This window comes from Cohnella rhizosphaerae (genome assembly GCF_029525575.1).
Taxonomy (GTDB): domain Bacteria; phylum Bacillota; class Bacilli; order Paenibacillales; family Paenibacillaceae; genus Cohnella; species Cohnella rhizosphaerae.
In genome coordinates this window covers 278,310-301,920 of the sequence record NZ_JAPDIA010000002.1, presented here as the reverse complement: position 1 = coordinate 301,920, position 23,611 = coordinate 278,310, and the positions used below count along the sequence as shown (strand labels likewise).

Annotated in this window: 21 protein-coding genes and 1 pseudogene; 9 read left to right on the top strand and 13 right to left on the bottom strand. The window is 61.1% G+C overall.

Features of this window, described 5'->3' with window-relative positions:
* Positions 1–18: 18 nt before the first annotated feature.
* Positions 19–1,158 (bottom strand): spore germination protein, encoded by a 1,140-nt coding sequence (locus tag OMP40_RS04920; RefSeq protein ID WP_338131031.1) that lies wholly within the window; start codon positions 1,156–1,158, stop codon positions 19–21.
* A complete protein-coding gene (locus tag OMP40_RS39765) occupies positions 1,043–1,471 on the bottom strand; it encodes a hypothetical protein (RefSeq protein WP_338131030.1) in 429 nt (142 codons plus the stop codon). Before OMP40_RS39765 ends, OMP40_RS04920 begins: the two co-directional genes overlap by 116 nt.
* Before the next feature lie 214 nt (positions 1,472–1,685).
* On the opposite strand from OMP40_RS39765, the gene OMP40_RS04915 reads away from it, so the two are divergent.
* Both OMP40_RS04915 and OMP40_RS04910 read left to right on the top strand, forming a co-directional pair.
* Positions 1,686–2,330 (top strand): hypothetical protein, encoded by a 645-nt coding sequence (locus tag OMP40_RS04915; RefSeq protein ID WP_277529631.1) that lies wholly within the window; start codon positions 1,686–1,688, stop codon positions 2,328–2,330.
* 87 nt (positions 2,331–2,417) lie between these two features.
* On the top strand, positions 2,418–2,855 hold the full coding sequence (locus OMP40_RS04910; RefSeq protein ID WP_277529629.1) for a hypothetical protein: 438 nt from the start codon (positions 2,418–2,420) through the stop codon (positions 2,853–2,855).
* Positions 2,856–4,725: 1,870 nt separating this feature from the next.
* Here OMP40_RS04910 and OMP40_RS04905 read toward each other — a convergent pair.
* The 4 genes and pseudogenes from OMP40_RS04905 to helD form a co-directional block, all read right to left on the bottom strand.
* A pseudogene (locus OMP40_RS04905) lies at positions 4,726–5,374 on the bottom strand (transcriptional regulator).
* A 228-nt stretch (positions 5,375–5,602) separates the two neighbouring features.
* A complete protein-coding gene (locus OMP40_RS39760) occupies positions 5,603–5,767 on the bottom strand; it encodes an HRDC domain-containing protein (RefSeq protein WP_338131029.1) in 165 nt (54 codons plus the stop codon).
* Positions 5,694–7,451, bottom strand: coding sequence for a DNA helicase RecQ (recQ, locus tag OMP40_RS04900; RefSeq protein ID WP_338131028.1), 1,758 nt, complete (start codon positions 7,449–7,451; stop codon positions 5,694–5,696). The genes OMP40_RS39760 and recQ overlap by 74 nt, the downstream gene beginning before the upstream one ends.
* Positions 7,452–7,607: 156 nt before the next feature.
* Positions 7,608–9,785 carry an RNA polymerase recycling motor HelD gene (gene helD, locus OMP40_RS04895; RefSeq protein ID WP_277529627.1) on the bottom strand — a complete coding sequence of 726 codons (2,178 nt, stop codon included), beginning with the start codon at positions 9,783–9,785 and terminating at the stop codon, positions 7,608–7,610.
* Here helD and OMP40_RS04890 point away from each other — a divergent pair.
* Positions 9,733–9,993, top strand: a complete 261-nt coding sequence (locus OMP40_RS04890) for a hypothetical protein (protein ID WP_277529813.1) — start codon at positions 9,733–9,735, stop codon at positions 9,991–9,993. The genes helD and OMP40_RS04890 overlap by 53 nt on opposite strands.
* A 128-nt stretch (positions 9,994–10,121) precedes the next feature.
* Here OMP40_RS04890 and OMP40_RS04885 read toward each other — a convergent pair whose 3' ends face one another.
* Positions 10,122–11,399, bottom strand: coding sequence for a GIY-YIG nuclease family protein (locus OMP40_RS04885; RefSeq protein ID WP_277529625.1), 1,278 nt, complete (start codon positions 11,397–11,399; stop codon positions 10,122–10,124).
* 271 nt (positions 11,400–11,670) lie between these two features.
* Between OMP40_RS04885 and OMP40_RS04880 the strand changes: the two genes are divergently transcribed.
* Both OMP40_RS04880 and OMP40_RS04875 read left to right on the top strand, forming a co-directional pair.
* Positions 11,671–13,071 carry a SpoVR family protein gene (locus OMP40_RS04880; RefSeq protein ID WP_277529623.1) on the top strand — a complete coding sequence of 467 codons (1,401 nt, stop codon included), beginning with the start codon at positions 11,671–11,673 and terminating at the stop codon, positions 13,069–13,071.
* Positions 13,072–13,157: 86 nt separating this feature from the next.
* A complete protein-coding gene (locus OMP40_RS04875; protein WP_277529621.1) occupies positions 13,158–14,054 on the top strand; it encodes an SDR family oxidoreductase in 897 nt (298 codons plus the stop codon).
* Between the two features lie 236 nt (positions 14,055–14,290).
* Here the strand turns inward: OMP40_RS04875 and OMP40_RS04870 are convergent, their stop codons facing one another.
* Entirely contained in the window at positions 14,291–15,400 is a 1,110-nt protein-coding gene (locus tag OMP40_RS04870) for an MATE family efflux transporter (protein WP_338131027.1), read from the bottom strand.
* Positions 15,357–15,638: an MATE family efflux transporter gene (locus tag OMP40_RS39755; protein ID WP_338131026.1), complete on the bottom strand. Its 282-nt coding sequence runs from the start codon at positions 15,636–15,638 to the stop codon at positions 15,357–15,359. Before OMP40_RS39755 ends, OMP40_RS04870 begins: the two co-directional genes overlap by 44 nt.
* 208 nt (positions 15,639–15,846) lie before the next feature.
* On the opposite strand from OMP40_RS39755, the gene OMP40_RS04865 reads away from it, so the two are divergent.
* Both OMP40_RS04865 and OMP40_RS04860 read left to right on the top strand, forming a co-directional pair.
* Entirely contained in the window at positions 15,847–16,623 is a 777-nt protein-coding gene (locus OMP40_RS04865; RefSeq protein WP_277529620.1) for a helix-turn-helix domain-containing protein, read from the top strand.
* Positions 16,624–16,811: 188 nt separating this feature from the next.
* Positions 16,812–17,714, top strand: coding sequence for a hypothetical protein (locus OMP40_RS04860; RefSeq protein ID WP_277529617.1), 903 nt, complete (start codon positions 16,812–16,814; stop codon positions 17,712–17,714).
* Here the strand turns inward: OMP40_RS04860 and OMP40_RS04855 are convergent.
* Positions 17,704–19,599: a PrkA family serine protein kinase gene (locus OMP40_RS04855; RefSeq protein ID WP_277529616.1), complete on the bottom strand. Its 1,896-nt coding sequence runs from the start codon at positions 19,597–19,599 to the stop codon at positions 17,704–17,706. The two genes, OMP40_RS04860 and OMP40_RS04855, sit on opposite strands and share 11 nt — an antisense overlap.
* A gap of 170 nt (positions 19,600–19,769) precedes the next feature.
* Between OMP40_RS04855 and OMP40_RS04850 the strand changes: the two genes are divergently transcribed.
* A complete protein-coding gene (locus tag OMP40_RS04850) occupies positions 19,770–20,792 on the top strand; it encodes a DUF2161 family putative PD-(D/E)XK-type phosphodiesterase (protein ID WP_277529615.1) in 1,023 nt (340 codons plus the stop codon).
* Entirely contained in the window at positions 20,789–21,097 is a 309-nt protein-coding gene (locus OMP40_RS04845; protein ID WP_277529613.1) for a Rieske (2Fe-2S) protein, read from the top strand. Before OMP40_RS04850 ends, OMP40_RS04845 begins: the two co-directional genes overlap by 4 nt.
* Before the next feature lie 3 nt (positions 21,098–21,100).
* On the opposite strand, the gene OMP40_RS04840 is transcribed toward OMP40_RS04845, so the two are convergent.
* From OMP40_RS04840 to trmL, 3 genes are all read right to left on the bottom strand, one after another.
* Positions 21,101–22,222 carry an aminotransferase class I/II-fold pyridoxal phosphate-dependent enzyme gene (locus OMP40_RS04840; RefSeq protein ID WP_277529612.1) on the bottom strand — a complete coding sequence of 374 codons (1,122 nt, stop codon included), beginning with the start codon at positions 22,220–22,222 and terminating at the stop codon, positions 21,101–21,103.
* A 429-nt stretch (positions 22,223–22,651) separates the two neighbouring features.
* Positions 22,652–22,894 (bottom strand): AbrB/MazE/SpoVT family DNA-binding domain-containing protein, encoded by a 243-nt coding sequence (locus OMP40_RS04835; RefSeq protein ID WP_277529610.1) that lies wholly within the window; start codon positions 22,892–22,894, stop codon positions 22,652–22,654.
* 159 nt (positions 22,895–23,053) lie between these two features.
* Entirely contained in the window at positions 23,054–23,521 is a 468-nt protein-coding gene (gene trmL, locus OMP40_RS04830; RefSeq protein ID WP_277529608.1) for a tRNA (uridine(34)/cytosine(34)/5-carboxymethylaminomethyluridine(34)-2'-O)-methyltransferase TrmL, read from the bottom strand.
* Positions 23,522–23,611: the final 90 nt, after the last annotated feature.

Sequence of the window (23,611 nt, the reverse complement as noted above, 5' to 3'; positions counted from 1 at the left end):
GAAAGCCGCCTTTTGCACTTATTTCGAACGATTTTTGTCCTTCGTTCGCATCATCTTCGGACGACCGGTCATCATGCTTAGCGGCGCGCGCAAAATAAGATCCTTCCAATCGCTCAGAAACGTCGGCGCGAAAGGCGTCGAATACGGAATGCCGAAGCTCTTAAGATTGGCGATATGAATGTTCAACATAATGTAGGCGAGCACGATGCCGTACAGACCGAACAGCGCCGCCGACAGCATGACTAAAAAACGCAGCAATCGCAGCGAAATCGCAAAGGTGTAGGAAGGCAGGGAAAACGAAGAAATCGCCGTGATGGCGACGACGATGACCATGATCGGGCTCACGATGCCCGCTCTGACCGCCGCTTCCCCGATAACGAGTCCGCCTACGATGCCGATCGTCTGGCCGATCGGTTTGGGCAGCCTGATCCCCGCTTCCCGCAGCAGCTCGAGGGTCGCTTCCATGGCGAACGCCTCGACGACCGACGGGAACGGTACCCCTTCTCTCGAACCCGCGATCGAAAAAGCGAGCTCCGACGGCAGCATGCCGTGATGAAATTCGGTGAGCGCGATGTAAAAGGCGGGCATAAACGTCGCGAGAAAAGCCGCGCCGAACCGCATAACGCGTATGGCGGTGGATACGATCCAATTCTGGTAATAATCCTCCGGCGAATGAAAAAAAGCAAAAAGCGTCATCGGCATAATGAGCTGAAACGGCGAATTGTCCACGATGATGCCGACTTTGCCCTGCAGCAGCGCCGCCGACAGCTTGTCGGGCCGTTCGGTGCTCATGATCTGGGGAAACGGAGACAGCTGATGATCCGTCAGCCACTGCTCGATGAAACCCGAGCCGGCCACTTCGTCCACGTCGATCGTATGAATCCTTCTGCGGACCTCCTGCAGCAGCTTGTCGTTGACGATACCTTCGACATAAACGACGGCGACGTCCGTTCGCGAGCGTCTGCCCAGTTGGAACGTCTCGAAGCGCAAATTCGGATCTCGGAGCCGCCTCCGAACGAGCGCAGTGTTGGTGCGAAAATCTTCAGTAAAGCCGTCCCGCGGCCCGCGTATCAGCGCCTCGGTCTGCGGTTCCTCGACCGGCCTCGAATTCCAGAATTTCGTGCCGACGATTTGCGCGCAGTCGCTTGCTTCGGTCATAACGGCGGAATCCCCCCGATAAGATTCCGATCAGCACTTCATCCAGCAAGCCCGTCGTCCTGACTTCCTGGACAGGCAGATTCGCTTTGTCGGCGTCCGAGCCGATCAACGACTCGAGCAGGTGCTCCTGAATGAGGAGACGGCTGGACAAGCCGTCGATACAGAACACCGCATAACGAATACCGCTCTTGGAACGATGCTCGCTGACGAGTAGATCCGACGCGTTGCCCAGCCTTGAACGGATCGTTGCTATATTTTCGTCTAGATCCGCGCTCAGCATCGCCGGTGGAACCGCCGATTGCGACTCGCTCATGGATGTTCACCGCCCGAAGTTTGATATGCCATGGAATGCCGCGGGAATGCTGCGAGATTGCTGCGCCGAAGCGACCGCCAACGTGCCAAGTATATCCATCCGTATGGATTTCTACTCCGATCTGGAAGGACGCATAAATACTGTAATAAATTGCAAACTAGCTCCATGAAAAAAGATCAGCGCTCGCAACCGGTATCCATTCGTCCGCATGAGCATGCTCGGCATTACGTTTTCGTCCGTCCCCCGGCCGCTTATGGTGGCCTGGTGGTCGGCGTGTTTCCCGGGCTTCGGGCATTTCGTCATCAATCAATACGCGCGCGGCGTCCTGTTCACGCTGACGGAAATGCTCGTCAACAAGCTGTGCAGGCTGAACGATGCGATCGTGTACACATTCTGCGGCCGCTTCGACGATGCTGCCGAGGTGCTCGACCCGAATTGGGCGTTCGGCTACGCGACGATTTATTTGTTTGCCGTTTGGGACAGCTATCGAGGCGCCAAATATCAGGGCAGCCTGAGGTCGTTGTCGGACGGCGAGGCGCCTATACGCCGCATGCGGATCTATCCGCTGGAGGTGCAGTATATCGAGCGAAAAAATCCGCTGACCGGCATTTTTTTATTCGCTTCTTTTCCCGGGACTCGGGCAGCTGTACAATCAGCGATTCGGCTTGGGCTTCTACTTTATGTTCTGGTGGTGGATCTATATCGGGATGTCTCACGCGCTGGCGGCCAGCGTCGAGCTGCTCTACGGCTCTGCCGCGCGATCGACCGAAATGATCTCGCAGCACTGGTTCATGTTTATGCCCTCCGTGATCGGCGGCGCTGCCTACCAGGCTTACCGGGGAACGATCGAGCAAAATAAGCTGTTCCGCGAAGAACAGCGGGCGTATTTGAAAAAAAACGTACGACAAGGCTGAGATCTCAATTTGTTCGGAGCAGGGGTGAGAGGATGCTGTTGATCGGATGCTTCGCCCATTCGCTTGAGCTGGAGCAAGCGCTTGCCGATATCGAACGGAGCGGGATCGAGCGCAAGCATATTTTAGCGGTAGGCATGAACCTGCGCTCGGAGCCGAATCCCGAAGCCAAGCAAAGCGACGCCATCGAGATGGGCGCGGCCTGGGCGACGGCCTGCGCCGTGATCGGCGTTGCCGCAGGCTTCGGCCTTGCCTGGGGCCCGATCGTGTGGGGGCTGATCGGCACGGCCGTCGGGTTCGGCATCGGCTTCGGCCTGCATCGGATATGGCTGCGAGGCCCCGTCCGGTTCGGCGCCCGTACGAACGTCCCCGAAGTAACGGTCATCGTCCAATGCCCCGCAGGCCTGTCCCATGTCGTCCGCCTCGCCATGTACCGCCGCGGCGCCCTCTCGGTCGGCGAAAGCGGGGCTTGACCGCGTACAAATCTCTATCGTCGGCGGGCTTCCCTTATCTCGCGGTTCCTTGCTTCGCACGTGCGCCGGCTACTCTCCTTGCCTCAACGTTCCTTGCCTCGCAGATGCGTCGGCAGGCTTTCCTTGTCTCGCGGTTCCTTGCTTCGCATATGCGTCGGCGGGCTTCCCTTGTCTCGCGGTTCCTTGCTTCGCACGTGCGCCGGCGTACTCTCCAAGCCTCACTCATGCCAGCGGACCTCACGTCCGTTATTTTCACTTTTACCGGCCTTTTGCGTAGGTTCGCGGACCCAGGAGCCCTTATTTTGCTTTTTCACACCCATTCCCCCCACACTCCGGCGCGGATAGCGGCACCTGAGTCCGCGACTCCCCGCTAAGTCGCATGTTACTGTGAATTAGCGGCCACTGAGTCCGTTCGCCACACGCGCAAAATACGCAGCGGACCTCACGTCCGCTATTTTCACTTTTACCGGCCTTTTGCGTAGGTTCGCGGACCCGGGAGCCCTTATTTTGCTTTTTCACACCCATTTCCCCCACTCCGGCGCGGATAGCGGCACCTGAGTCCGCGACTCCCCGCTAAGTCGCACGTTACTGTGCATTAGCGGCCACTGAGTCCGTTCGCCACACACGCAAAATACGCAGCGGACCTCACGTCCGTTATTTTCACTTTTACCGGCCTTTTGCGTAGATTCGCGGACCCAGGAGCCCTTATTTTGCTTTTTCACACCCATTTCCCCACACTCCGGCGCGGATAGCGGCACCTGAGTCCGCGACTCCCCGCTAAGTCGCATGTTACTGTGAATTAGCGGCCACTGAGTCCGTTCGCCACACGCGCAAAATACGCAGCGGACCTCACGTCCGCTATTTTCACTTTTACCGGCCTTTTGCGTAGATTCACGGACCCGGGAGCCCTTATTTTGCTTTTTCACACCCATTTCCCCCCCCACTCCGGCGCGAATAGCGGCACCTGAGTCCGCGACTCCCCCGCTAAGTCGCATGTTACTGTGAATTAGCGGCCACTGAGTCCGTTCGCCACACGCGCAAAATACGCAGCGGACCTCACGTCCGCTATTTTCAGTTTTACCGGCCTTTTGCGTAGGTTCGCGGACCCGGGAGCCCTTATTTTGCTTTTTCACACCCATTTCCCCCCACTCCGGCGCGGATAGCGGCACCTGAGTCCGCGACTCCCCGCTAAGTCGCATGTTACTGTGAATTAGCGGCCACTGAGTCCGTTCGCCACACGCGCAAAATACGCAGCGGACCTCACGTCCGCTATTTTCACTTTTACCGGCCTTTTGCGTAGGTTCACGGACCCGGGAGCCCTTATTTTGCTTTTTCACACCCATTCCCCCCCACTCCGGCGCGGATAGCGGCACCTGAGTCCGCGACTCCCCGCTAAGTCGCATGTTACTGTGAATTAGCGGCCACTGAGTCCGTTCGCCACACGCGCAAAATACGCAGCGGACCTCACGTCCGCTATTTTCACTTTTACCGGCCTTTTGCGTAGGTTCGCGGACCCGGGAGCCCTTATTTTGCTTTTTCACACCCATTTCCCCCCACTCCGGCGCGGATAGCGGCACCTGAGTCCGCGACTCCCCGCTAAGTCGCACGTTACTGTGCATTAGCGGCCACTGAGTCCGTTCGCCACACACGCAAAATACGCAGCGGACCTCACGTCCGTTATTTTCACTTTTACCGGCCTTTTGCGTAGATTCGCGGACCCAGGAGCCCTTATTTTGCTTTTTCACACCCATTTCCCCCCACTCCGGCGCGGATAGCGGCACCTGAGTCCGCGACTCCCCGCTAAGTCGTGAATGACTGTAAAATAGCGGCTGCCGAGTCCGAGCGAGCCCCCCCCCCCTCGATGCATGAATTAGCTTCTGAGTCGATACGATCGCACCCGCTCGCTTCCGCCGGCCGGCTCAAGCACCTGAAGCGCCACAAGCCTTCGCAGCAATCGTCTGGCATGCCGATCGGTCACCCTAAGATGGCCGGCCAACTCCAACGGCTTGATCGGCCGAAGCAAACGCCGCGCCAGACGAACGGTCTCCGCCTCCAGCCAATCGAGGGAAGCGGACGCGTCCGATGCGATAAAATGGCCGATAAACGCAAGCACGAGCTGCTGGCACTGGCCTGGTTCCTCGACGATGGACGGATAAGCGATCGGCAAAAATATCCATCCTTCAAGAGCCATCAGGCAATGTCTTCGGCATAGATCTTTAAAGCGTCTCACGTCGAGGTCTCTGGCATGCGGCCCATAGCCCTGAATCTCGATGGCCCCCCTTCGCTCTGCCGGGCATATAGGCGAGGTCTATGTATCGATATCCGCCGCCGAAGTCGCGAACCTCCCATTCCGGATACAAGTGATCAAAGTTGCCGACTCTTGGAAACCAGATCGTTCGTAAAAACTCGACCGTGCCATGACCCAGCCCTTTTTCGAGCCTCGCTTTACGGCGCGGATTGGTTTCCATGTCGATATGCGACTTCAGCCAGGCTTCGTACATTTCGTCGAACCGGGACATCGGAACACGTCTCCTTATGCGGCGAGAAAACAAAAGCCGCCTCCCTGCGGCATCGCGGTCGTAGACCGAGTGCGCATGAAAGCGGCGTGTGCTTCACGTCGTTTAATTTTGAAATAATTATATCCGGGCAAGACCTGGTTTGTCTACGGCAGAGCTATTCGTGGCGCCAAGCTCTTCTTGATGCAAAGCTCGTCATTTATGCGCAACGCATCATTGGCAATGACTTTCTCAGCCTTCCGCGTAATTCCGAATCGCCTCCGCGAACGCCTCGCCGTACTTCTCGAGCTTGGCGTCGCCCACGCCTTTGACGCGGCGCATCTCATGCTCCGACGTCGGACGCAGCGCGCACATCTCGCGCAGCGTGGCATCGCCGAAGATGATGAACGGCGGCACGCCCTCGCGCGTCGCGAGCGCCTTGCGCACCTCGCGCAGCCGCTCGAACAGTCCGGCGTCCGCCGGCGGCAATGCCGACGCGCCCCCCCGAGCGCGACCGGCTGCTCGTCCGCCCGCCGCTCTGCTGCGGTTCGATCCGCTGGAACACCTGCTCGCCCTCGCTCATCACGCCGCGAACCTTGGCTGCCAACTGCACGACCGGGTATTGGCTGTCCGTCAGCTTGAGATAGCCGTCGGCGACGAGCCCGTGGATCAACTGCACGATTTCCTTTTCCGACAAGCTGCCCAGCCTGCCGTACCAGGGCAAGCTGTCGAAGCCGAACTGCCTTACCTTGGCGTCGCTCGCGCCGCGCAGCACCTTGGCCGTCAGCGTGATGCCGAAACGCTGCTTCATGGCGGATACGCAGGCAAACACCAGCTTGGCCAGCTCGGTAACGTCGCGCAACTCGCGCTCGTCGGTGCAGCTGCTGCACCGCCCGCACGGCTCGCCGCCGTCCTGGCCGAAATATCGCACGATCGCGCGCTGGAGGCAATCGGAGGTGTGCGCATACTCCACCATATCGTTCAACAGCCGATAGTCGTTGCGCTTGCGCTCGTCGTCCGCTTCGCTCCGTTCGATAAAAAACTTCTGCGTCACGACGTCCTGCGCCGAGAACAGCATGACGCACTCGCCGGGCTCGCCGTCGCGCCCCGCGCGTCCGGCTTCCTGATAATAGGCCTCCAGGTTTTTCGGCATATTGAAGTGCACGACGTAGCGCACGTTGGATTTGTCGATGCCCATTCCGAACGCGTTGGTCGCCACGATCAGCTGGAGATCGTCGCGGATGAACGCCTCCTGGGTCCGCGCACGCTCCTCTTCCGGCAAACCCGCATGATACATCCCGGCAGGGAGCCCGAGCGAGGTCAGGAACCCGGCCAGTCCCTCGACCTCACGCCGCGTCGCCGCGTATATAATGCCCGACTGTCCCGCGCGCTCGCGGATGTAGCGGACGAGATAGTCCCGCTTGTCCGCGTTTTTAACGACCGACAGCGACAGGTTCTCCCTCGCGTAGCCCGTCGTGACGCGGGCCGGGGACGCCAGCTTCAGCCGCTCCACGATGTCGTCCTTAACGACGTCGGTCGCCGTCGCCGTGAAGGCGGCCATGACCGGGCGCGGCTCGATATCCTGAAGCATGCGGGAGATGCCCATGTAGCTTGGACGGAAATCATGCCCCCACTGCGACACGCAGTGCGCCTCGTCGACGGCGACGAGCGGCACATTGATGTGGCGCAGCATGCCGCGGAATCGCTCCGATTCGAGCCGCTCCGGCGCGACGTATACGAGCTTGTAGTGACCGTAGTAAATATCGCGCAGGCGATCGTTCGTCTCTTTTGCGGATAATGTGCTGTTGATGAGCGTCGCTTCGATGCCCGCCGCGTTCAAGGCGTCCACCTGGTCCTTCATGAGCGAGATCAGCGGAGATACGACGATCGTGACGCCCGGGAGCAGAAGCGCGGGCACCTGGTAGCAGATCGACTTGCCCGCGCCGGTCGGCATGACGCCGAGCGCGTCCCGTCCGCTCAAGATCGCTTCGATCAGCTCCTCCTGCCCGCGCCGAAACGCATCGTAGCCGAAGAAGCGCTTCAGCACGCTGCGCGCCTCTCCCATCGAACGATCGATGTCCTTGTCTATCGTGTCAGGCATAAAAGGTTCCTCCTCGTATAACCGCGCGGAAGCCGCCGGGATACGCTCGGCCTCCGCAAAAAGCTTCTGTCTTACCTCGCCCTTACCACGCCGCAATCGCCAGTCCAAGGATCATATACCCGACGATGTGCGATGCTCGCTTTAAGCGATGGGACGCTATGTCAAGTAAGGCGACAGCTCGCCCGTATAATAGATGTGCAGCACGTGAAGCGCCCTCGTGCTCACCGTATACAGCAGTTTGCGGTGCCGCTCCTGCCCGTATCGCTCCGCCGATGCGTCCCACACGAGGACCGCGTCGAATTCGATGCCCTTGGACAAATAGGAAGGCAGCACCGAGACGCCCTTCGGCAGGTTGGCCGATCCGCCGCTCACGAGCGTCACGGGCACATCCTCGCCAAGCCGCTCCTTGAGCAAAGCGCTCGCGTCCCCGGCCTCGTGCGCCGTCTTCGCGATGACGCCGATCGTCCCATGCCCCGCCGCGAGCAGCGCCGTCACGTCCGCCGCCGCCAGATCCGCGAGATGCGCGCGGTCTCCGCAAGGGATCAGTCTCGGCTCCTCGCCATCGCGGTTGAACGGACGGATGCCCTCGGCATCCTCGGGCCGCAGAATCCGCTTGGACAGCTCGACGATCGGCCTCGTCGAGCGATAGCTCGTCGTGAGCCGCCATACGGCCGCGTCGGCAGGATCGGCGAGGCGCGTCCAGCCGCCGAAGCCGCCGCTGTCCTCCGCCTGCGCGTAGATCGCCTGGTTGAAGTCGCCGAGCACGGTCATTCGCGCGCGCGGGAACCGCCTGCGCAGATAGGCCGCCTGAAACGGCGAATAGTCCTGCGCCTCGTCCACGAACAGATGCTTCACTTCGCCCTCGACCTTGCGGAAGCCTTCGAGCGCTTCCATTAAATAGAGCAGCGGCGTCGCGTCCTCGTGATCCAGCTCCTTGCGGCCGAGCTTGTCCTCGACGCGCTGCGCCATCCATTCCCAGCCCTCGGGCAGACGTCCGTCCGGCGCGCAGGACACGAACAACGAGCGGCTGACGAACAGCTGACGATAGGTCTCGGGCGCATCCATAAAACGGAAGCCCTTGACCGCCCGGCGCAGCGGCCCGATCGCATTTTCCGCGGCCTGCCTCAGCAGGAGCTCCGTCATCTTGTCCTCGTCGTCGAACGCGTCTTCGTGGAATCCGCCCTGGCGCCTCACGTTGACGTAAGCCCGCTGAATATCCTCTTCCTCCATCAGCTCGGCCGCCTGTTCGACCCAAGGCTCATGGAGTTGATCGTCCACCCATGCCGTCAGCCGGCCGTTCAGCCATCTGCGCAGCTTGGCCAGCCGGTCGCCGAAGCTGTCTTCGCCGTACTCGACGTAGAACTGGCGGCTCATCTCCTCGGCGGACACGATCGTGTCGCCCTTGAAGCGGAGCTGCCGGAAGACGACGCCTTCCCGCTTGAGGCGGTCCAAATAGGCCGCGATCGTCTCGAAATAGTGCTCGGAGCCTTTGTACCGCACCGCGCGCGCCCGCGCTTCGCCCTCCGGCGTGCCTTCGGTCGCGGCCAGGTCTTCGGTCTGCGCGAACAGATCCTCCGCGTCGAACCGTCTGCCCAGACGCGCCTCGATCAGCTCGCGGAACGTCATCTGGCGCATGTTCGCTTCGCCCAGATCGGGCAGCACGCGCGAGATGTAGCCCTTGAACACCGGATTCGGCGAAAAGAGCACGATCTGCTCGGCCGTGAGGCTGTCCCGGTACCGATATAACAAATAGGCGACGCGCTGCAGCGCGGCTGACGTCTTGCCGCTGCCCGCCGCCCCCTGCACGACGATCAGTCGGTGTCGCTCGTCGCGGATGATCCGGTTCTGCTCTTTCTGGATCGTGGCGACGATGCTCTTCATGGCCGTGTCGGATTTTTCGGAGAGCACCGCCTGCAAGATGTCGTCGCCGATCGTCTCGTCCGTATCGAACATATGCCGCAGCCGGCCGCCGCGAATGACGAACTGGCGCTTGAGCGTCATCTCGCCGGCGATCTCTCCGCCAGGCGTATCGTAGGACGCGGGACCCGGCTCGTGATCGTAAAAAAGACTCGATACCGGCGCGCGCCAATCATAAATGTAGAACGTCTCTCCGTCTTCGCCGACGAGAGACGCTCTGCCGATATAGATGACCTCCGGCTCCGAAGTCTCGCCCGCAGCGCCCGCGCCGTCGCCGCCCGCTGCAAGCTCCTTCTTTTCCGCAAAGTCGATCCGCGCGAAATAAGGATTGTCGTGCTGACGGGCCAGCCGCTCGGCGGCCTCGGTGGCCACCCGGTGGCTCCTTTCCCGCTCGACAAGCAGCTCGGCCTGCTGCACGATGCTGCTCCACGTCTCCCCCGAGTTCGGTCTCGTCGGAGAAGTTGATCGCCAGATCGTCCCAGAAATCCTTGCGAATGCCGACGACGTCGCCCCGCCGCTCGCCCTGTACGGACAGCTCCTTCAGCAGCTTGCGGTCAATGATCCTGATCACCTCGGCGAGGCGCTCGGTCTCTCCGGTCCGTGCATCCGTCCGTTCCTGCTCTGACACCTGTCTTCTCCTCCGCATCGCATTCGTTTCGTTATCCACCTGTTGTAACATGACCTTAAGTCCCGTGCAAGTAAGCCTATTCGCGAAAAAATGCAAATCGCACGAACGGCGGACCGTCGTGCGATTCAGCCTTTCGCGCGCTTCGTCTCTTCGAGATTGCGCCTGCACAAGCCGAGCAGATCGCGCTTCATGCCGCGTTGGGGAACGGTGATGCGCACGGCGGGTTGCCCCCGCCTCCGCAGCGCCGCGCGCAGCAACCGGGCGTCCCCGATCTCGCTCGCGATGATCTCGTCGGGACGCGACAGCGTCTTGTACCGCTCCATCAGGAACCGGTCGCACGCGGCGGCCCCTTCCTCCCCGCGCGACCAAGGAATGCATTCGAGCCGGTGCAGCATCCCTTCGTGGAACTGCGCGACGCAGACGTCGGATTCGCCGAAGTAGACGGCCTCCTGCGTGCCGTCGGTCTCCGTATCGACGATCTGCCGTTCCGGGGTGCGCTCCAGAATCCGGATATGGCGCAGCATATGCTCCGCCTTCTCGAAGGCGAGCCGCTCCGCGTACGCCTCCATCTGTCGATACATCGCGCCGACCAGCCGCTCGCCGCCGCCGGCCAGCAGCCTGGCCGCCGCGCGCGCCGTCTCCCGGTACTCCTCGTGCGAGATATGTCCGGCGCAGACGCCGCTGCACTTGCCGAGGTGATACTCGAGACACGCCCGCTTGGGCAGCGCGACGCAGGTGCGGAGCTTGTAATGCTCCGTCACGAAAGCGATGACCGCCTCGCGGAAGCGGCTGCTGACGAACGGACCGAACCGCTCGGGGGGCTGATCGTCCGCTGCCGGAGCGGGGAGTACCTCTCGCTTGGACGAGCGTAACGCAGCGCCCCCCGCCACCGCGTCCCGCACAGCCGCGTCCCGGCCCTCCGCATCCCGCCCCTCCGTGCCTGCCGCCGCCGTCTCTTCGCGCGCGCGGCCAAGCCGACTCTCGGCCGGGCCGCCTAAGCTGCGCCCGAACGCCGCCTCGCCGCTCTCCTCGCGCACCGCGCGCCTGTCGCGATAATGCGCGATCAGTCTCGGCAAAGGCTCCCGGGTCAGCTGCAAGTACGCATATCCGCTGTTGTCCTTTTTCAGCGCGCGATTGTACGGAGGCTTGTGGATCTTGATGAGATTGTTCTCCAGGACCAGGCTCTCGTGCTCGTTGTTCACGACGATGAAGCCGATCTCGGCGATCTCCGCGGTCAGGGCGGGAATCCGCCTGCGCTTGTCGGCGCCGTTGAAGTAGGCGCGCAGCCTGTCCCGGATGCACTTGGACTTGCCGACGTACAGCACCCGGCCTTCGTCATTCTTCATGATGTATACGCCCGGCTGCTCCGGGTATCTGGCAGGTTCGAATAAGAATGCGGGCAATGTCGTTTTCCTCCCGAACATACATTCTATCTATTAGTCTAGCAAGCCGAACCGCTTAACGCAATTACGTAAAAATCCCGATTATTTCCTTAAACGAGTGAACCGGACGCCCGCTTCGCTTGTCTATATGCCGAGGTGATCAGTCGTGGACAAAGAAGACCTGGCTCACCGGGCTAATTCGGACGGCCTTCGCACAACCCTGTCAAGCCGCGCCGCCTCCCCGCATATACATGAGTTATCATGCATGCCAATCCGAAGGGGAGTCGCGCCCATGTCCCATATCGAATACCAACGCCAGCTGGAGCTTGCTATCGGGGAGATCACGGAGATCGCCCAAGGCTTTGGGCTCGATTTCTATCCGATGCGCTACGAGATTTGCCCGTCCGACATCATCTACACGTTCGGGGCGTACGGCATGCCGACGCGCTTCAGCCACTGGAGCTTCGGCAAAACCTTCAATAAAATGAAGCTGCAATACGATCTCGGCCTCAGCAAGATTTACGAGCTCGTCATCAACTCGAACCCCTGCTACGCCTTCCTGCTCGACGGCAACTCGCTCATCCAGAACAAGCTGATCGTGGCGCACGTGCTCGCGCACTGCGATTTTTTCAAAAACAACGCCCGCTTCTCCACCTCCAACCGCGATATGGTCGAGAGCATGTCCGCGACGGCCGAGCGAATCAGCCAATACGAGCTTGAATACGGCAGTGAAGAGGTAGAGAAATTCCTTGATGCGGTGCTCGCGATCCAGGAGCATGTGGAACCCGGCATCGTGCGGCCGCAAGGCCTCGACAAGCGCCGTTATATGGAGGCGCAGCAGCGCGATCAGAAGCTCGGGCGCAAGTCCGCGCCGACTTCGGCTTACGACGATATCTGGCTGCTCGACGACGAAGAGCGCGCGGAGCGGCTGCGAATCCAAGACCATAAGCCCGAGCTTCGCAAGTTTCCGCCGGAACCGGAGAAGGACATCCTCTGGTTCATTCAGGAATACGCGCCTTTCATGGAAGACTGGCAGCGGGACATTCTGTCCATGCTTCGCGACGAAATGCTGTATTTCTGGCCTCAGATCGAGACCAAAATCATGAACGAGGGCTGGGCGACCTTCTGGCATCAGCGCATTATCCGCGAGCTGAATCTCGATTCCGAAGAGACGATCGAATACGCCAAGCTGAACGCCTCCGTCGTCCAGCCGTCCCGCAGTTCGCTTAACCCCTATTACCTGGGCCTCAAGATGTTCGAGGATATCGAGAAACGGTTCGGCCGCGAGGCGATGTTCGAAGTGCGCGAGCTCGATTCGGATCCCTCGTTCATCCGCAACTACTTGACGAAGGAACTGACGGAGGACCTGGATCTGTATGTGTTCGAGAAAAAGGGCGCGGACTGGACGATCACCGACAAGGAATGGGAAAACGTCCGGGATCAGCTCGTCTATTCGAGGGTAAACGGAGGATTTCCGTATCTGGTCGTGACCGACGGCGATTACCACCGCAATGGCGAGCTGTACGTCAGCCACCGGTACGAGGGCGTCGAGCTGGACGCCAAGTATACAGAGCGCACGCTGCCTTACATGGCGAGACTGTGGGGCAAGCCGGTCCATCTCGAATCGGTCATCGACGGCAAACCCGTGCTGTACACCTGCGACGGCGGCAAGACGACGCGCAAAAACCTGTAAGTTCGCGCCAAATTCGGAGAATCGTGCGTAGAACGGCGGCGTTTGGTTTAACTTACTCCTAGACACCTTTTAAGGAGTGATACGCCATGACGCCAACCAACCAGACGACGAGCCCGACAGAGACGCCTGCGCGTCCGTCCCATGTCCCGCCGCAGCATCAGGATCAACAGCCTGGCATTCAGAGCGATATGTATCCGGCCCCCGAGGTCGAATCTCCGACATACAAAGCCGCCGGCAAGCTGCTCGGGAAGGTGGCGCTCATTACGGGCGGGGACAGCGGGATTGGCCGTTCCGTCGCCATCACGTTCGCCAAAGAAGGCGCGGACGTCGCGATTCTTTACCTCAGCGAATACACGGACGCGCGCGAAACGCAGCGTCAGGTGGAGGCCGAGGGCCGCAAATGCATCATTCTGGACGGCGACGTCGGCGATCCGGCATTTTGCAAGCAAGCCGTCGAACAGACCGTGTCCCAGCTCGGCAAGCTCGACGTGCTCGTGAACAACGCCGCCGAGCAGCATCCGCAGAAGACGATCGAGGACATCACGCCGGAGCAGCTGGAAAAAACGTTCCGTACGAACGTTTTCGGCATGTTCTACCTGACGCAGGCGGCGATGCCCCATCTGAAAAAAGGCGCGACGATCATCAATACGACGTCGATCACCGCCTATCGCGGGAGTCCGGAGCTGCTCGATTACAGCTCGACCAAAGGCGCGATCGTCGCCTTCACCCGCTCGCTCTCGGGCAACGTCGTGGACAAGGGCATCCGCGTCAACGCCGTCGCGCCCGGGCCGATCTGGACGCCGCTTATCCCTTCGACCTTCGACGAGCAAAAGGTTGCGAAGTTCGGCACCGACAGCCCGATGAAGCGTCCGGGGCAGCCCGACGAGCTCGCGCCGGCTTACGTCTACCTCGCCTGCGAGGATTCCTCGTACGTGACAGGCCAGGTGCTCCACGTCAACGGAGGCACCGTCATTAACGGCTAAGTTTAAAGAGCACCGCTCCCGGCGCACGATTGCCGAGGGCGGTGCTTTTTCGTTAAGCATGATGGGCGCGAGGGCGGCGATTCATCCACGCGCCGGTTCGCAGAACAGAATAGCGCGGTTTTGCGCTATTCCCTGCACGCCTGCGCGCGAGGGCGGCGCGTCGCCCTCGCGGGAGTGTCTTCTTCGCGATAACCTCGCTTGGTAATGGGCTCTTTTGGCGATGTACGTGCATCGAGTCAGCCATGCGCTTCCTTCAGTCTAACCGCGTGCCAGTCCGTCCGGTAATAGCGGATCGCGACGGTCGTGCCGAGGACGGTCAGGAACGTATACAGCGCGAGCCACGCCCCCATGCTCCCCCAGTCCGCCACCTGAACGAACAAGTACGTAAGCGGCACGAACAGCAGGAAGCTGAGCGCGAGCGACGCCCGCATGAGAAAGGTCGTATCGCCGATGCCGCGCAGCCCGCCCGCGTAGAAGTTGTAAAGCCCGTCGAAAATCTGCAGGTACGCCGACACTTGTATCAGATGCGCCGCCGTCTCGTACACGAGCGGATCGTCGCTGAACATTCGCCCGATCGGGACTGCCCAGACGAGCTCCGCCGTGCCGAGCAGGAGCAGGAACAAACTGCCGAGAACCGCCGTATCGGTGCCGGCTTTGCGCGCGAGCTGCGGCCGGCCGCGCCCGATCTCCTGGCCGACCAGGATCGTCGCCGTCGAGCCGAAGGCAAACGCCGGCATGAAACCGAACGACATGACGTTCAGCGCCACCTCGTTCGCCGCGAGCGCCGCGTCCCCGATCCGGGCGACGAACATCGTGAAGATATACATCGACACGCTCATCGAAAATTCCATCAGCCCAAGCTTGCCGCTCTCCCGGGCGACGAGCCGAAGCTCCCGCCAGTCCGGCTTTGGAATCGAGCGCGTGCCGAACTTGCGATGCATCGGGCCGTAGAATACGATCAGGCACAAAAGCAGCTGGATTGCCTCTCCGATAAGGATCGCCCAGCCTGCGCCCTTGACGCCGAGCTCGGGCAAACCAAGCTCGCCGTTGACGAAACCGTAGGTCAATCCGATCATGATCAGATTGGACACGATCGCGACGATCATCGACACGCGCGTATTGCCGACGCCGCGGAAGAAGCCGTGGAACACGAAGCTGACGATGCCGAACGCCATCGCATAGAACCGCAGCTCCAAATAGTCGGCGCCCGTCCGCACCACATTTTCGGACCCGCCTGTGAGCGCGAGCACGCCCTCGCTCGCCAGCCATCCCGCCAGCACGATAAGGGCGCCGATGCCGACGCTAGCGGTCAACGCCAGATAAGTCCGCCCGATTCCCTTGCGCATCTCCCCCCGCACCGTAATTTTGCGCGACCAGGTAATTGACTGTATGCCCGATGCCAGAGAACAAGGCGAACACGTTGTACATAATAATATTGGAGACGCCGACGACGGCAATGACGACGATGCCCAGATGCCCGACCATGATCAGGTTCACCGTGCCGGTGACCGTCTGCGTGGCGAACGCGAACAGCGACGGTAGCGCGAGCATCATGATCTGAAGCCAGTTGCGGAAAAATGGCATGATGATTCGAACCTCTTTTGGAAGACGTTCATATATTCTGCATAAGCCTTGGCGGGAAGTCAATGGGGTTCTATTTTGCGCGACGACTTGCGGAATCGGCTTTGGTCCGTTACATTAAGTTCAGATAGGCGTGAAGCACATGCCGTTCGCCCGCGAATCTTCGGATTCGCGGCGCGGGCGGCTATTTTTATTTCGAGGGGGGATTTCAATGCAAAGCATCGTGAAAAGTCGCCGTTCCGCTGTACAGCTCATGCTCGATCAGTTGCGCTCCCGCGAGCTCCGTCTCGATCAGTCGGATGAGCACAACCAGATCGCATTTGAAGCAGCCTTTGCGGTTTGGTGGAAGAGCGTCCTCCGTCAAGCTCCGCCTCGCGTCAAGGCGAGACTCGCAAGCGGATTGACCCATGCCTCCCTTTTCTTTCTCCGCTACGTGTGGTGGCCGGCATTTCGGTCATTCAAAGGACTTATTCCGGAATACGAGATCGTCGACTACAAAGACGGTTACCGTTATATCGACTTCGTCTACTTCACGAACGGCCTTCGCATCGCCTTCGAGTTGGATGGTCGCGGACCTCATCGCCTTCATATCTCCGCCGCCGACTTCGAAGACGAGCTCATGCGTCAGAACTACCTTGTGCTCGATCGCTGGATGGTTCTGCGATTCCCGTTTCTGATGCTCCGCGACAAACCGCGCCAATGCCAGCAGTTGTTGCTGCAAATGCTGGGGAGCGCGGGGAGCGAGCATGCCGCCGCTTTTAATGCGCTTGGCACGCAAGAAAAACGAATACTCTCTCAATTTTGCCGCTCTGTCAGACCACTTCGCCCCGCTCAGATCGCCGTCTCATTGGACCTGCATCGCAATACCGTATTAAAGTATCTTGCGGGCCTTAAGGAAGCAGGCTTCATCGCCGCTGTAGATCCTGCGCACAAAGTCATACGGAAATATCAGGTGGTCCGCGAGAAAATTCCATATCCCTTTCTCTAATCTGATGGTCGCGGGGGGGGATTTGCGGCGCGGCGGGCGAAGGGAGCGCAGGTACTCGCGGCGCGACGGGCGAGCGGGCCAGAACCGCACATTTTTTATGCGGTTCGGGGGTCGCGGGCGCGGCGGACGGCGGTGGGAGCGCGGGTACTCGCGGCGCGACGGGCGAGCGGGCCAGAACCGCACATTTTTTGTGCGGTTCGGAGGTCGCGGGCGCGGCGGACGGCGACGGGAGCGCGGTTACTCGCGGCGCGACGGGCGAGCGGGCCAGAACCGCACATTTTTTGTGCGGTTCGGAGGTCGCGGGCGCGGCGGACGGCGACGGGAGCGCGGTTACTCGCGGCGCGACGGGCGAGCGGGCCAGAACCGCACATTTTTTGTGCGGTTCGGGGGTCGCGGGCGCGGCGGACAGCGGCGGGGGCGCGGGTACTCGCGGCGCGACGGGCGAGCGGGCCAGAACCGCACATTTTTTGTGCGGTTCGGGGGTCGCGGGCGCGGCGGACAGCGGCGGGAACGCAGGTACTCGCGGCGCGACGGGCGAGCGGGCCAGAACCGCACATTTTTTGTGCGGTTCGGGGGTCGCGGGCGCGGCGGACGGCGGCGGGAGCGCGGGTACTCGCGGCGCGACGAGCGAGCGGGCCAGAACCGCACATTTTTTGTGCGGTTCGGGGATCGCGGGCGCGGCGGACGGCGGCGGGAGCGCGAGTACTCGCGGCGCGACGGGCGAGCGGGCCAGAACCGCACATTTTTTGTGCGGTTCGGGGGTCGCGGGCGCGGCGGACGGCGGCGGGAGCCCGGGTACTCGCGGCGCGCAGGGCGAGCGGGCCAGAACCGCACATTTTTTGTGCGGTTCGGGGATCGCGGGCGCGGCGGACGGCGGCGGGAGCGCGAGTACTCGCGGCGCGACGGGCGAGCGGGCCAGAACCGCACATTTTTTGTGCGGTTCGGGGGGTCGCGGGCGCGGCGGACGGCGGTGGGAGCGCGGGTACTCGCGGCGCGTCAATGTGCGAACGCCAAAAACCGCACAGCAATTGTGCGGTTTGGCGCGTGCGCGCGGGTTCGGGCCGCTGTCGCTTCCTGCGATCAGCGGTTGAGCAGGCTTCCCACGTAGCGCAGCAGCTCGTTGGCGCTGGCGGTCGTGTAGCCGTGCTCCTCGACAAGGCGGTTGATGACCTCGTTGATGCGCTTGAGCTGATTTTCGTCCGGCGTCTTGGTGGAGGTGGTGATCTTGACGATATCCTTCAGGTCGGCGAACAGCTTCTTCTCGATCGCCTCGCGCAGGCGCTCGTGCGTGCTGTAGTCGAACTTGCGTCCTTTGCGCGAGTAGGCGGAGATGCGGATGAGAATTTCCTCGCGGAACGCCTTTTTCGCGTTTTCGGAGATGCCGATCTGCTCCTCGATGGAGCGCATGAGGCGCTCGTCGGGATCCATCGATTCGCCGGTCAGCGGATCCTTGATTTTCTGCCAGTTGCAGTAGGCTTCGATGTTGTCGAGATAATTCTCGAACAACGTGCGCGCCGACTCTTCGAACGAATAGACGAACGCCTTCTGCACTTCCTTCTTGGCGAGCGCGTCGTATTCCTTGCGCGCGACCGAGATGAAGCCTAAGTACCGCTCGCGCTCCTCCTTCGTGATCGAAGGATGCTGGTCGAGCCCGTCCTTGAGCGCGCGCAGCACGTCGAGGGCGTTGATGTACTCCTGGTCCTGCTTGATCAAGGCGCTGGAGATGCGATTGATGACGTAACGGGGGTCGATGCCCGACATGCCTTCGTCGTTGAACTCGTTTTGCATCTCCTTCAGGTCCGCGTCTTTGAAGCCCTCGACCTCCTCGCCGTCGTAGAGCCGCATTTTTTTGACCAGGTCCATGCCCTGCTTCTTGGATTCCTTAAGGCGCGTCAGAATACTGAAGATGGCGGCGGCCCGCAGCGCGTGCGGAGCGATATGGATATGGCTCATGTCGGACTGGCCGATCAGCTTGGCGTATATCTTCTCTTCGTCGCTCACGCGCAGATTGTACGGCACGGGCATGACGATCATCCGCGACTGCAGCGCCTCGTTTTTTTTGTTGGCGATAAACGTCTTGTACTCGGATTCGTTCGTATGCGCCACGATGAGCTCGTCGGCGCTGATGAGCGCGAACCGGCCCGCCTTGAAGTTGCCCTCCTGCGTCAGCGAGAGCAGATTCCATAGAAACTTCTCGTCGCACTTGAGCATTTCCTGGAACTCCATCAGACCGCGGTTCGCCTTGTTCAGCTCGCCGTCGAAGCGGTAGGCGCGGGGATCGGACTCCGAGCCGTATTCGGTAATGGTCGAAAAGTCGATGCTGCCCGTCAGATCCGCGATATCCTGCGATTTCGGGTCGGAGGGGCTGAACGTGCCGATGCCGGTGCGCGTATCCTCGGACAGAAACACGCGTTCGACGGGAAAGCTCTCGATGTCGCCGCCGTATTCGCTGCGCAGCCGGAGCGCGCACGACGGGCAAAGATTGCCCTCGATGCGGACGTTCAGTTCCTTTTCAAAGTCCGGCCGAAGTTCGTTCGGCACGAGATGAAGCGGCTCCTCGTGCATCGGGCAGCCCTGCAACGCGAACACCGCGCCCCTTGCCGTCCTCGAATACTGCTCCAGTCCTCTTTTCAGCAGCGTGACGATCGTGGACTTGCCCCCGCTCACGGGTCCCATCAACAGCAAAATCCGCTTGCGGACGTCGAGCCGCCTCGCCGCCGAGTGGAAATACTCTTCGACCAGCCGCTCGAGCGTTCGATCGAGGCCGTAAATGTCGTTTTCGAAAAACTTGTACTTCTTCACGCCGTTCTGCTCTTCCACACCGTGGGAGACGATCATGTCGTATACCCTGGAATGCGCGGTCATCGCAGGCACGGGGTCTTCCTTGAGCAATTCGATATAATCGCGAAATGTACCCGTCCACGTCAACCTCTCGCTAGCAGTCCGGTACTCGGCAAGCCGCTTGAAGATGTCCATGCCGCTGTCCTCCCTGTCTCTTCCGTCTCTCTATCGGTGTGACCATTCATCGTCTTCGCAACGTACTCTATACCTATGCGGGGAGGTGGACGAATTTGCCCCGAAAACGGGATGAAAATAATTGACCGTGCTATAATGTGTGAATCAAGCGGCGATCGGGGGGAAGCGGCGTGGCGGTCAAATACGAGACGGAACTGTATCCTGCGCTGAAAGCGTTCTGGACGGCCCGAGGCTACGAGGTCAAGGCGGAAGTCAAAGGCTGCGACCTGGTCGCGCTCCGGCATGGCGAATCGCTGCCCGTCATCGTCGAGATGAAAAAAACGTTCACGCTGGCGCTGCTGCTGCAGGGTCTTGAGCGTCAGCGCACGGGAGCCGCCGTATGGCTGGCCGTCGAGCGCAACCGCGTCAAGAAGGGCGCGCACAACCAGCGCTTCGGGGAGATCTCGGATTTATGCAGAAGACTCTCCCTTGGCTTTATGACCGTGACCTTTTATAAAACGAAGCCGCCTGTGATCGAGGTGTGGTGCGAGATCGGCAGTCCGGCGGACGCAGGATTCCGGGCAGCTGGCGGTCCGGCTGTCGGGGGCGCGGCCGGCGTCGCCGAGATCGTCGAAGGCGCCGAGCGCTACGCGGCGGCGGCTGCCGCCGCGCCGCTCGTTCCGGTCGCCGTGCCTACGGCCCGATCCGGCGGCAGGCGCAAAGGCGCCGCCAAGCTGCTCAAGGAGTTCGCCGGACGCAGCGGCGATTACAACGTCGGCGGCAGCACGAAGCGCAAGCTCGTGACCGCTTACCGGGAGCGCGCGCTCCAATGCGCGCTGGCGCTACGATGCGCGGAAGCGCCGGCGCTCGCGCCGCGGGAGGTCGGCGCGCTGACGCGCGTCGCAGATCCGGGCCAGCTGCTGCGCAGCAATTATTACGGCTGGTTCGCCAAGGCCGGTCGCGGACTGTACGCGTTAACGCCGGCCGGCCGTGCGGCGCTGGACGAATACGCCGAAGCGGTGTCCTATTGGACGACCCGCTTCCCTTGGGCGTCCGTCGCCGCTTCCGCAGGGCAGACTGAATCCCAATCCGACCATTCCGACGTACGCTTCGGCGACGCCGCCGATCCTGCCAATCCCCGCTTCGACGGCGCGGCCGAAGACGAAGCGGCCGAATCGACTACCTATTATATAGAGGAGCTGCATCGATCATGAACGAATCCCGCATTCCGCTCGGTCCCGCCGACCTGCTGACCGAGGTGCCCAGATCCATCGAGCTCGACGGCAAGCCTTATTGGCTCACCCAGGAGGCGGACGGAACGATCGCGCTGCTGCTCGCCTATTGCCCGCATGCCGGCGGAGAGGTGCTGCTTGCCGACGGCGACTTCTACTGTCCGCTCCACTACTGGACGTTCGACGGCCGCTCCGGCGAATGCACGAACCGCGGCGACGAGCGTCTCATGCGCCGCAATGTCGAGCTCGCCGACGGCCAATTGTACGCGTGCGGTCCCGATTATTAAGCGCTAGATCGCTCTTCCCGTAAAAGACGCGATCGTCTGGCGCAACCGCCTGACGCCTTCCGAGATCTCCCGTTCATCCGAATGCACCGGCGTCAGCCGCAGCCGCGAACGGTCGGCCGCCGCGGCGTAGTATCCGGCGCCCGGCTGGAACAATACGCCCTCCAGCCACGCCGCCTTCAGCAGCGGCTCTCCCTCGAGCCCGTCAGGCAGCTTCAGCCAGGCGTGGCTGCCCGCTTCGGGCCGCTTGCAGACGAGACCCCGAATTCCCGTCTGCTCGATGCGTTCCGCCAGCAGCGCGTGACGCGTCCGATAAATAAACCTCAGCGTCTCGAGCGCAGGGGTTGGAGACGATTCGTTCCAATAGCGGAGCAGCGCCTCGCGATCGTCCAGCGCCTCGCGCTCTCGGTCCGGCCTTTTTGCAGTCGGGACAGGCACGAACGCATTGCCTTCCTCATTCCATCCCGTCCACTGAAGCCACCCCAGCCGCATGCCCGATACGAGTCCGGACGGCAATGCGCCGATGACCGCCGCAGGGCCGGTCTCTTCTCCCTCCGCCAGATTCGTCGTCCAGCCGCAAGTCAGGCTTTGCCGCTCGTCGAGAAGGAGCGCGACGCCGGCTTGCGCGCACAATCGCAAGAGCGCCTTCCGCCGCTCCTCGCTCCACCGCCAGCCGGCCGGGTCCGAGCAAGTCAGCGACGCATAGACGGCGCGCGGCTTAAAGGCGGCGATCGCCTTCGCCAGCGCCTCGGGGTCCATGCCCTCCATGCTGCCCTCCACCTCGCATGCGGCGGCGCCGGCCCGGGCGAACAGCTGAAGCGCCGAGCGGCTGGTCGGACGCTCGACCAGAATCGCGTCCCCCGGCTTCAGCAGCGCTTTCGTCGCCAGCCTGAGCGCTTCGTCCGCGTCGTCCGTAAGAAGCCATTGTCCAGGGCCGTCCGCAGGCCGCCAATACGGTCCGAGCTGACCGGACAATACAAGCGAGGCGAGCCTTTTTTCCGTTTCCAAGCGGCGCAGTCTGTCCGCGATCGCTTCCGCCGCCGCGACGGAAGGCTTCTGGCGCTTTTCCTGCCACTCGGCTTCGGCGAGCAAGCCCTCCGCAGGCCAGCCGCCCATCCAGTTGATCATGGCCCCCATCTCCAATCGCTTCCGGGCGCTCGCGCGCCGGGCGTTTTGCCCACGATACAGTGTATGCGGCGCGAATGCCGTTTTTTTGCGTTTTCTTTTTTGGGCGGGCTTGGTTATAATAGAGGAAGTTTAACGGAGGTGTCGAACATGTTTCTGGGTATGAGCGACAAGTTCTGGATCGTCATGCTTGTATTCGCGATGTTCATCACGGCGATGCTGACTGCCGCATACAACGAGGACAAGACCAAAGGTCTTTAATCTCCGATTCGGTCAGTCGCCCGCCTCAAGCTTCGCGAAGCGGCAAGACCCCCAAGGCTATCCCGCGCGAGCGGGCCGTCCTGGGGGTCTTTTTTACGAATAAGAGCCGTTTCCGGGACGGCTTGGCGCGCCGGTCGGAAAGGCTCTCGTTATACGTCGTCAAATGCCGGATTAAATCGCGCTCATTTCCGTCATGCAGGCCCCGCACACATGGCGTTCCTTGTATTCGGTGACGTTCTCCATGGACGAACAGAATACGCACCGCGGACGATAACGCTCGAGAATAATATGGTCGCCCTGCACGAGAATTTCTACAGGATCTCCCTCATTCATCTGATAACGCTTCCGCAGCGATTTCGGCAGCACGATCCGGCCGAGTTGGTCCACTTTTCTTACGACACCAGCAGGCTTCAAAGCAGTCCTCTCCCATTCTTTCGTTATTCATAACAAGTACGGATGTTGCCCTAGTCATAACCTTAGGTTCGCTAACTTCCTCGACAATCCCTGCAAAAAATTGATTTTGCTTAAAATAATGCAAGAATCTTGCCGATTTATGTCGAATTTATTAGGAGATTAGCCTTCCAAACCCGGAAACCCCGTTTGCCTGAGCGCTTCGTACACGACGATCGCCGCCGAGTTGGCGAGATTGAGCGACCTGACCTTGTCCGTCATCGGCATGCGGATGCTTTGTCCGGGATTCTCGTCGAGCAGCGCCTGGGGCAAGCCTTTAGTCTCCTTGCCGAAGACGAACAAGTCCCCGTCCTTGTAGGCCATCTCGCTATAGCGGCGCGAGCTGCGGGTACTGGCGTAGAAGAACCGTCCCTCCGGAAAAGCGCTTCTGACCTCGTGAAACGAATCGTAATAAGTAATGTCGACGGCATACCAGTAATCGAGACCCGCGCGCTTCAGCACCTTGTCGTCGGTCGAAAAGCCGAGCGGCCGCACCAGATGAAGATGCGTGCCCGTCGCGGCGCAGGTGCGGGCGATATTGCCGGTATTGGCGGGAATTTCGGGCTCGACAAGCACGATATGAAAAGGCATTCGTTGGCCCTCCTCCTTTAACCATTGTCGTTCGGCGATGCGAAAAAACCGCGGCGGTCGCCGCGGTTGATCCATTCCGGCCTGCTATAT

Excerpts from the sequence above, each read along its gene's own strand:
- OMP40_RS04920 (WP_338131031.1), bottom strand. The coding sequence starts at position 1,158 with ATGACCGAAGCAAGCGACTGCGCGCAAATCGTCGGCACGAAATTCTGG.
- OMP40_RS39765 (WP_338131030.1), bottom strand. The coding sequence starts at position 1,471 with ATGAGCGAGTCGCAATCGGCGGTTCCACCGGCGATGCTGAGCGCGGAT.
- OMP40_RS04915 (WP_277529631.1), top strand. The coding sequence starts at position 1,686 with ATGCTCGGCATTACGTTTTCGTCCGTCCCCCGGCCGCTTATGGTGGCC.
- OMP40_RS04910 (WP_277529629.1), top strand. The coding sequence starts at position 2,418 with ATGCTGTTGATCGGATGCTTCGCCCATTCGCTTGAGCTGGAGCAAGCG.
- recQ (WP_338131028.1), bottom strand. The coding sequence starts at position 7,451 with ATGCCTGACACGATAGACAAGGACATCGATCGTTCGATGGGAGAGGCG.
- OMP40_RS04880 (WP_277529623.1), top strand. The coding sequence starts at position 11,671 with ATGTCCCATATCGAATACCAACGCCAGCTGGAGCTTGCTATCGGGGAG.
- OMP40_RS04875 (WP_277529621.1), top strand. The coding sequence starts at position 13,158 with ATGACGCCAACCAACCAGACGACGAGCCCGACAGAGACGCCTGCGCGT.
- OMP40_RS04870 (WP_338131027.1), bottom strand. The coding sequence starts at position 15,400 with ATGCGCAAGGGAATCGGGCGGACTTATCTGGCGTTGACCGCTAGCGTC.
- OMP40_RS39755 (WP_338131026.1), bottom strand. The coding sequence starts at position 15,638 with ATGCCATTTTTCCGCAACTGGCTTCAGATCATGATGCTCGCGCTACCG.
- OMP40_RS04865 (WP_277529620.1), top strand. The coding sequence starts at position 15,847 with ATGCAAAGCATCGTGAAAAGTCGCCGTTCCGCTGTACAGCTCATGCTC.
- OMP40_RS04855 (WP_277529616.1), bottom strand. The coding sequence starts at position 19,599 with ATGGACATCTTCAAGCGGCTTGCCGAGTACCGGACTGCTAGCGAGAGG.
- OMP40_RS04845 (WP_277529613.1), top strand. The coding sequence starts at position 20,789 with ATGAACGAATCCCGCATTCCGCTCGGTCCCGCCGACCTGCTGACCGAG.
- OMP40_RS04840 (WP_277529612.1), bottom strand. The coding sequence starts at position 22,222 with ATGATCAACTGGATGGGCGGCTGGCCTGCGGAGGGCTTGCTCGCCGAA.
- trmL (WP_277529608.1), bottom strand. The coding sequence starts at position 23,521 with ATGCCTTTTCATATCGTGCTTGTCGAGCCCGAAATTCCCGCCAATACC.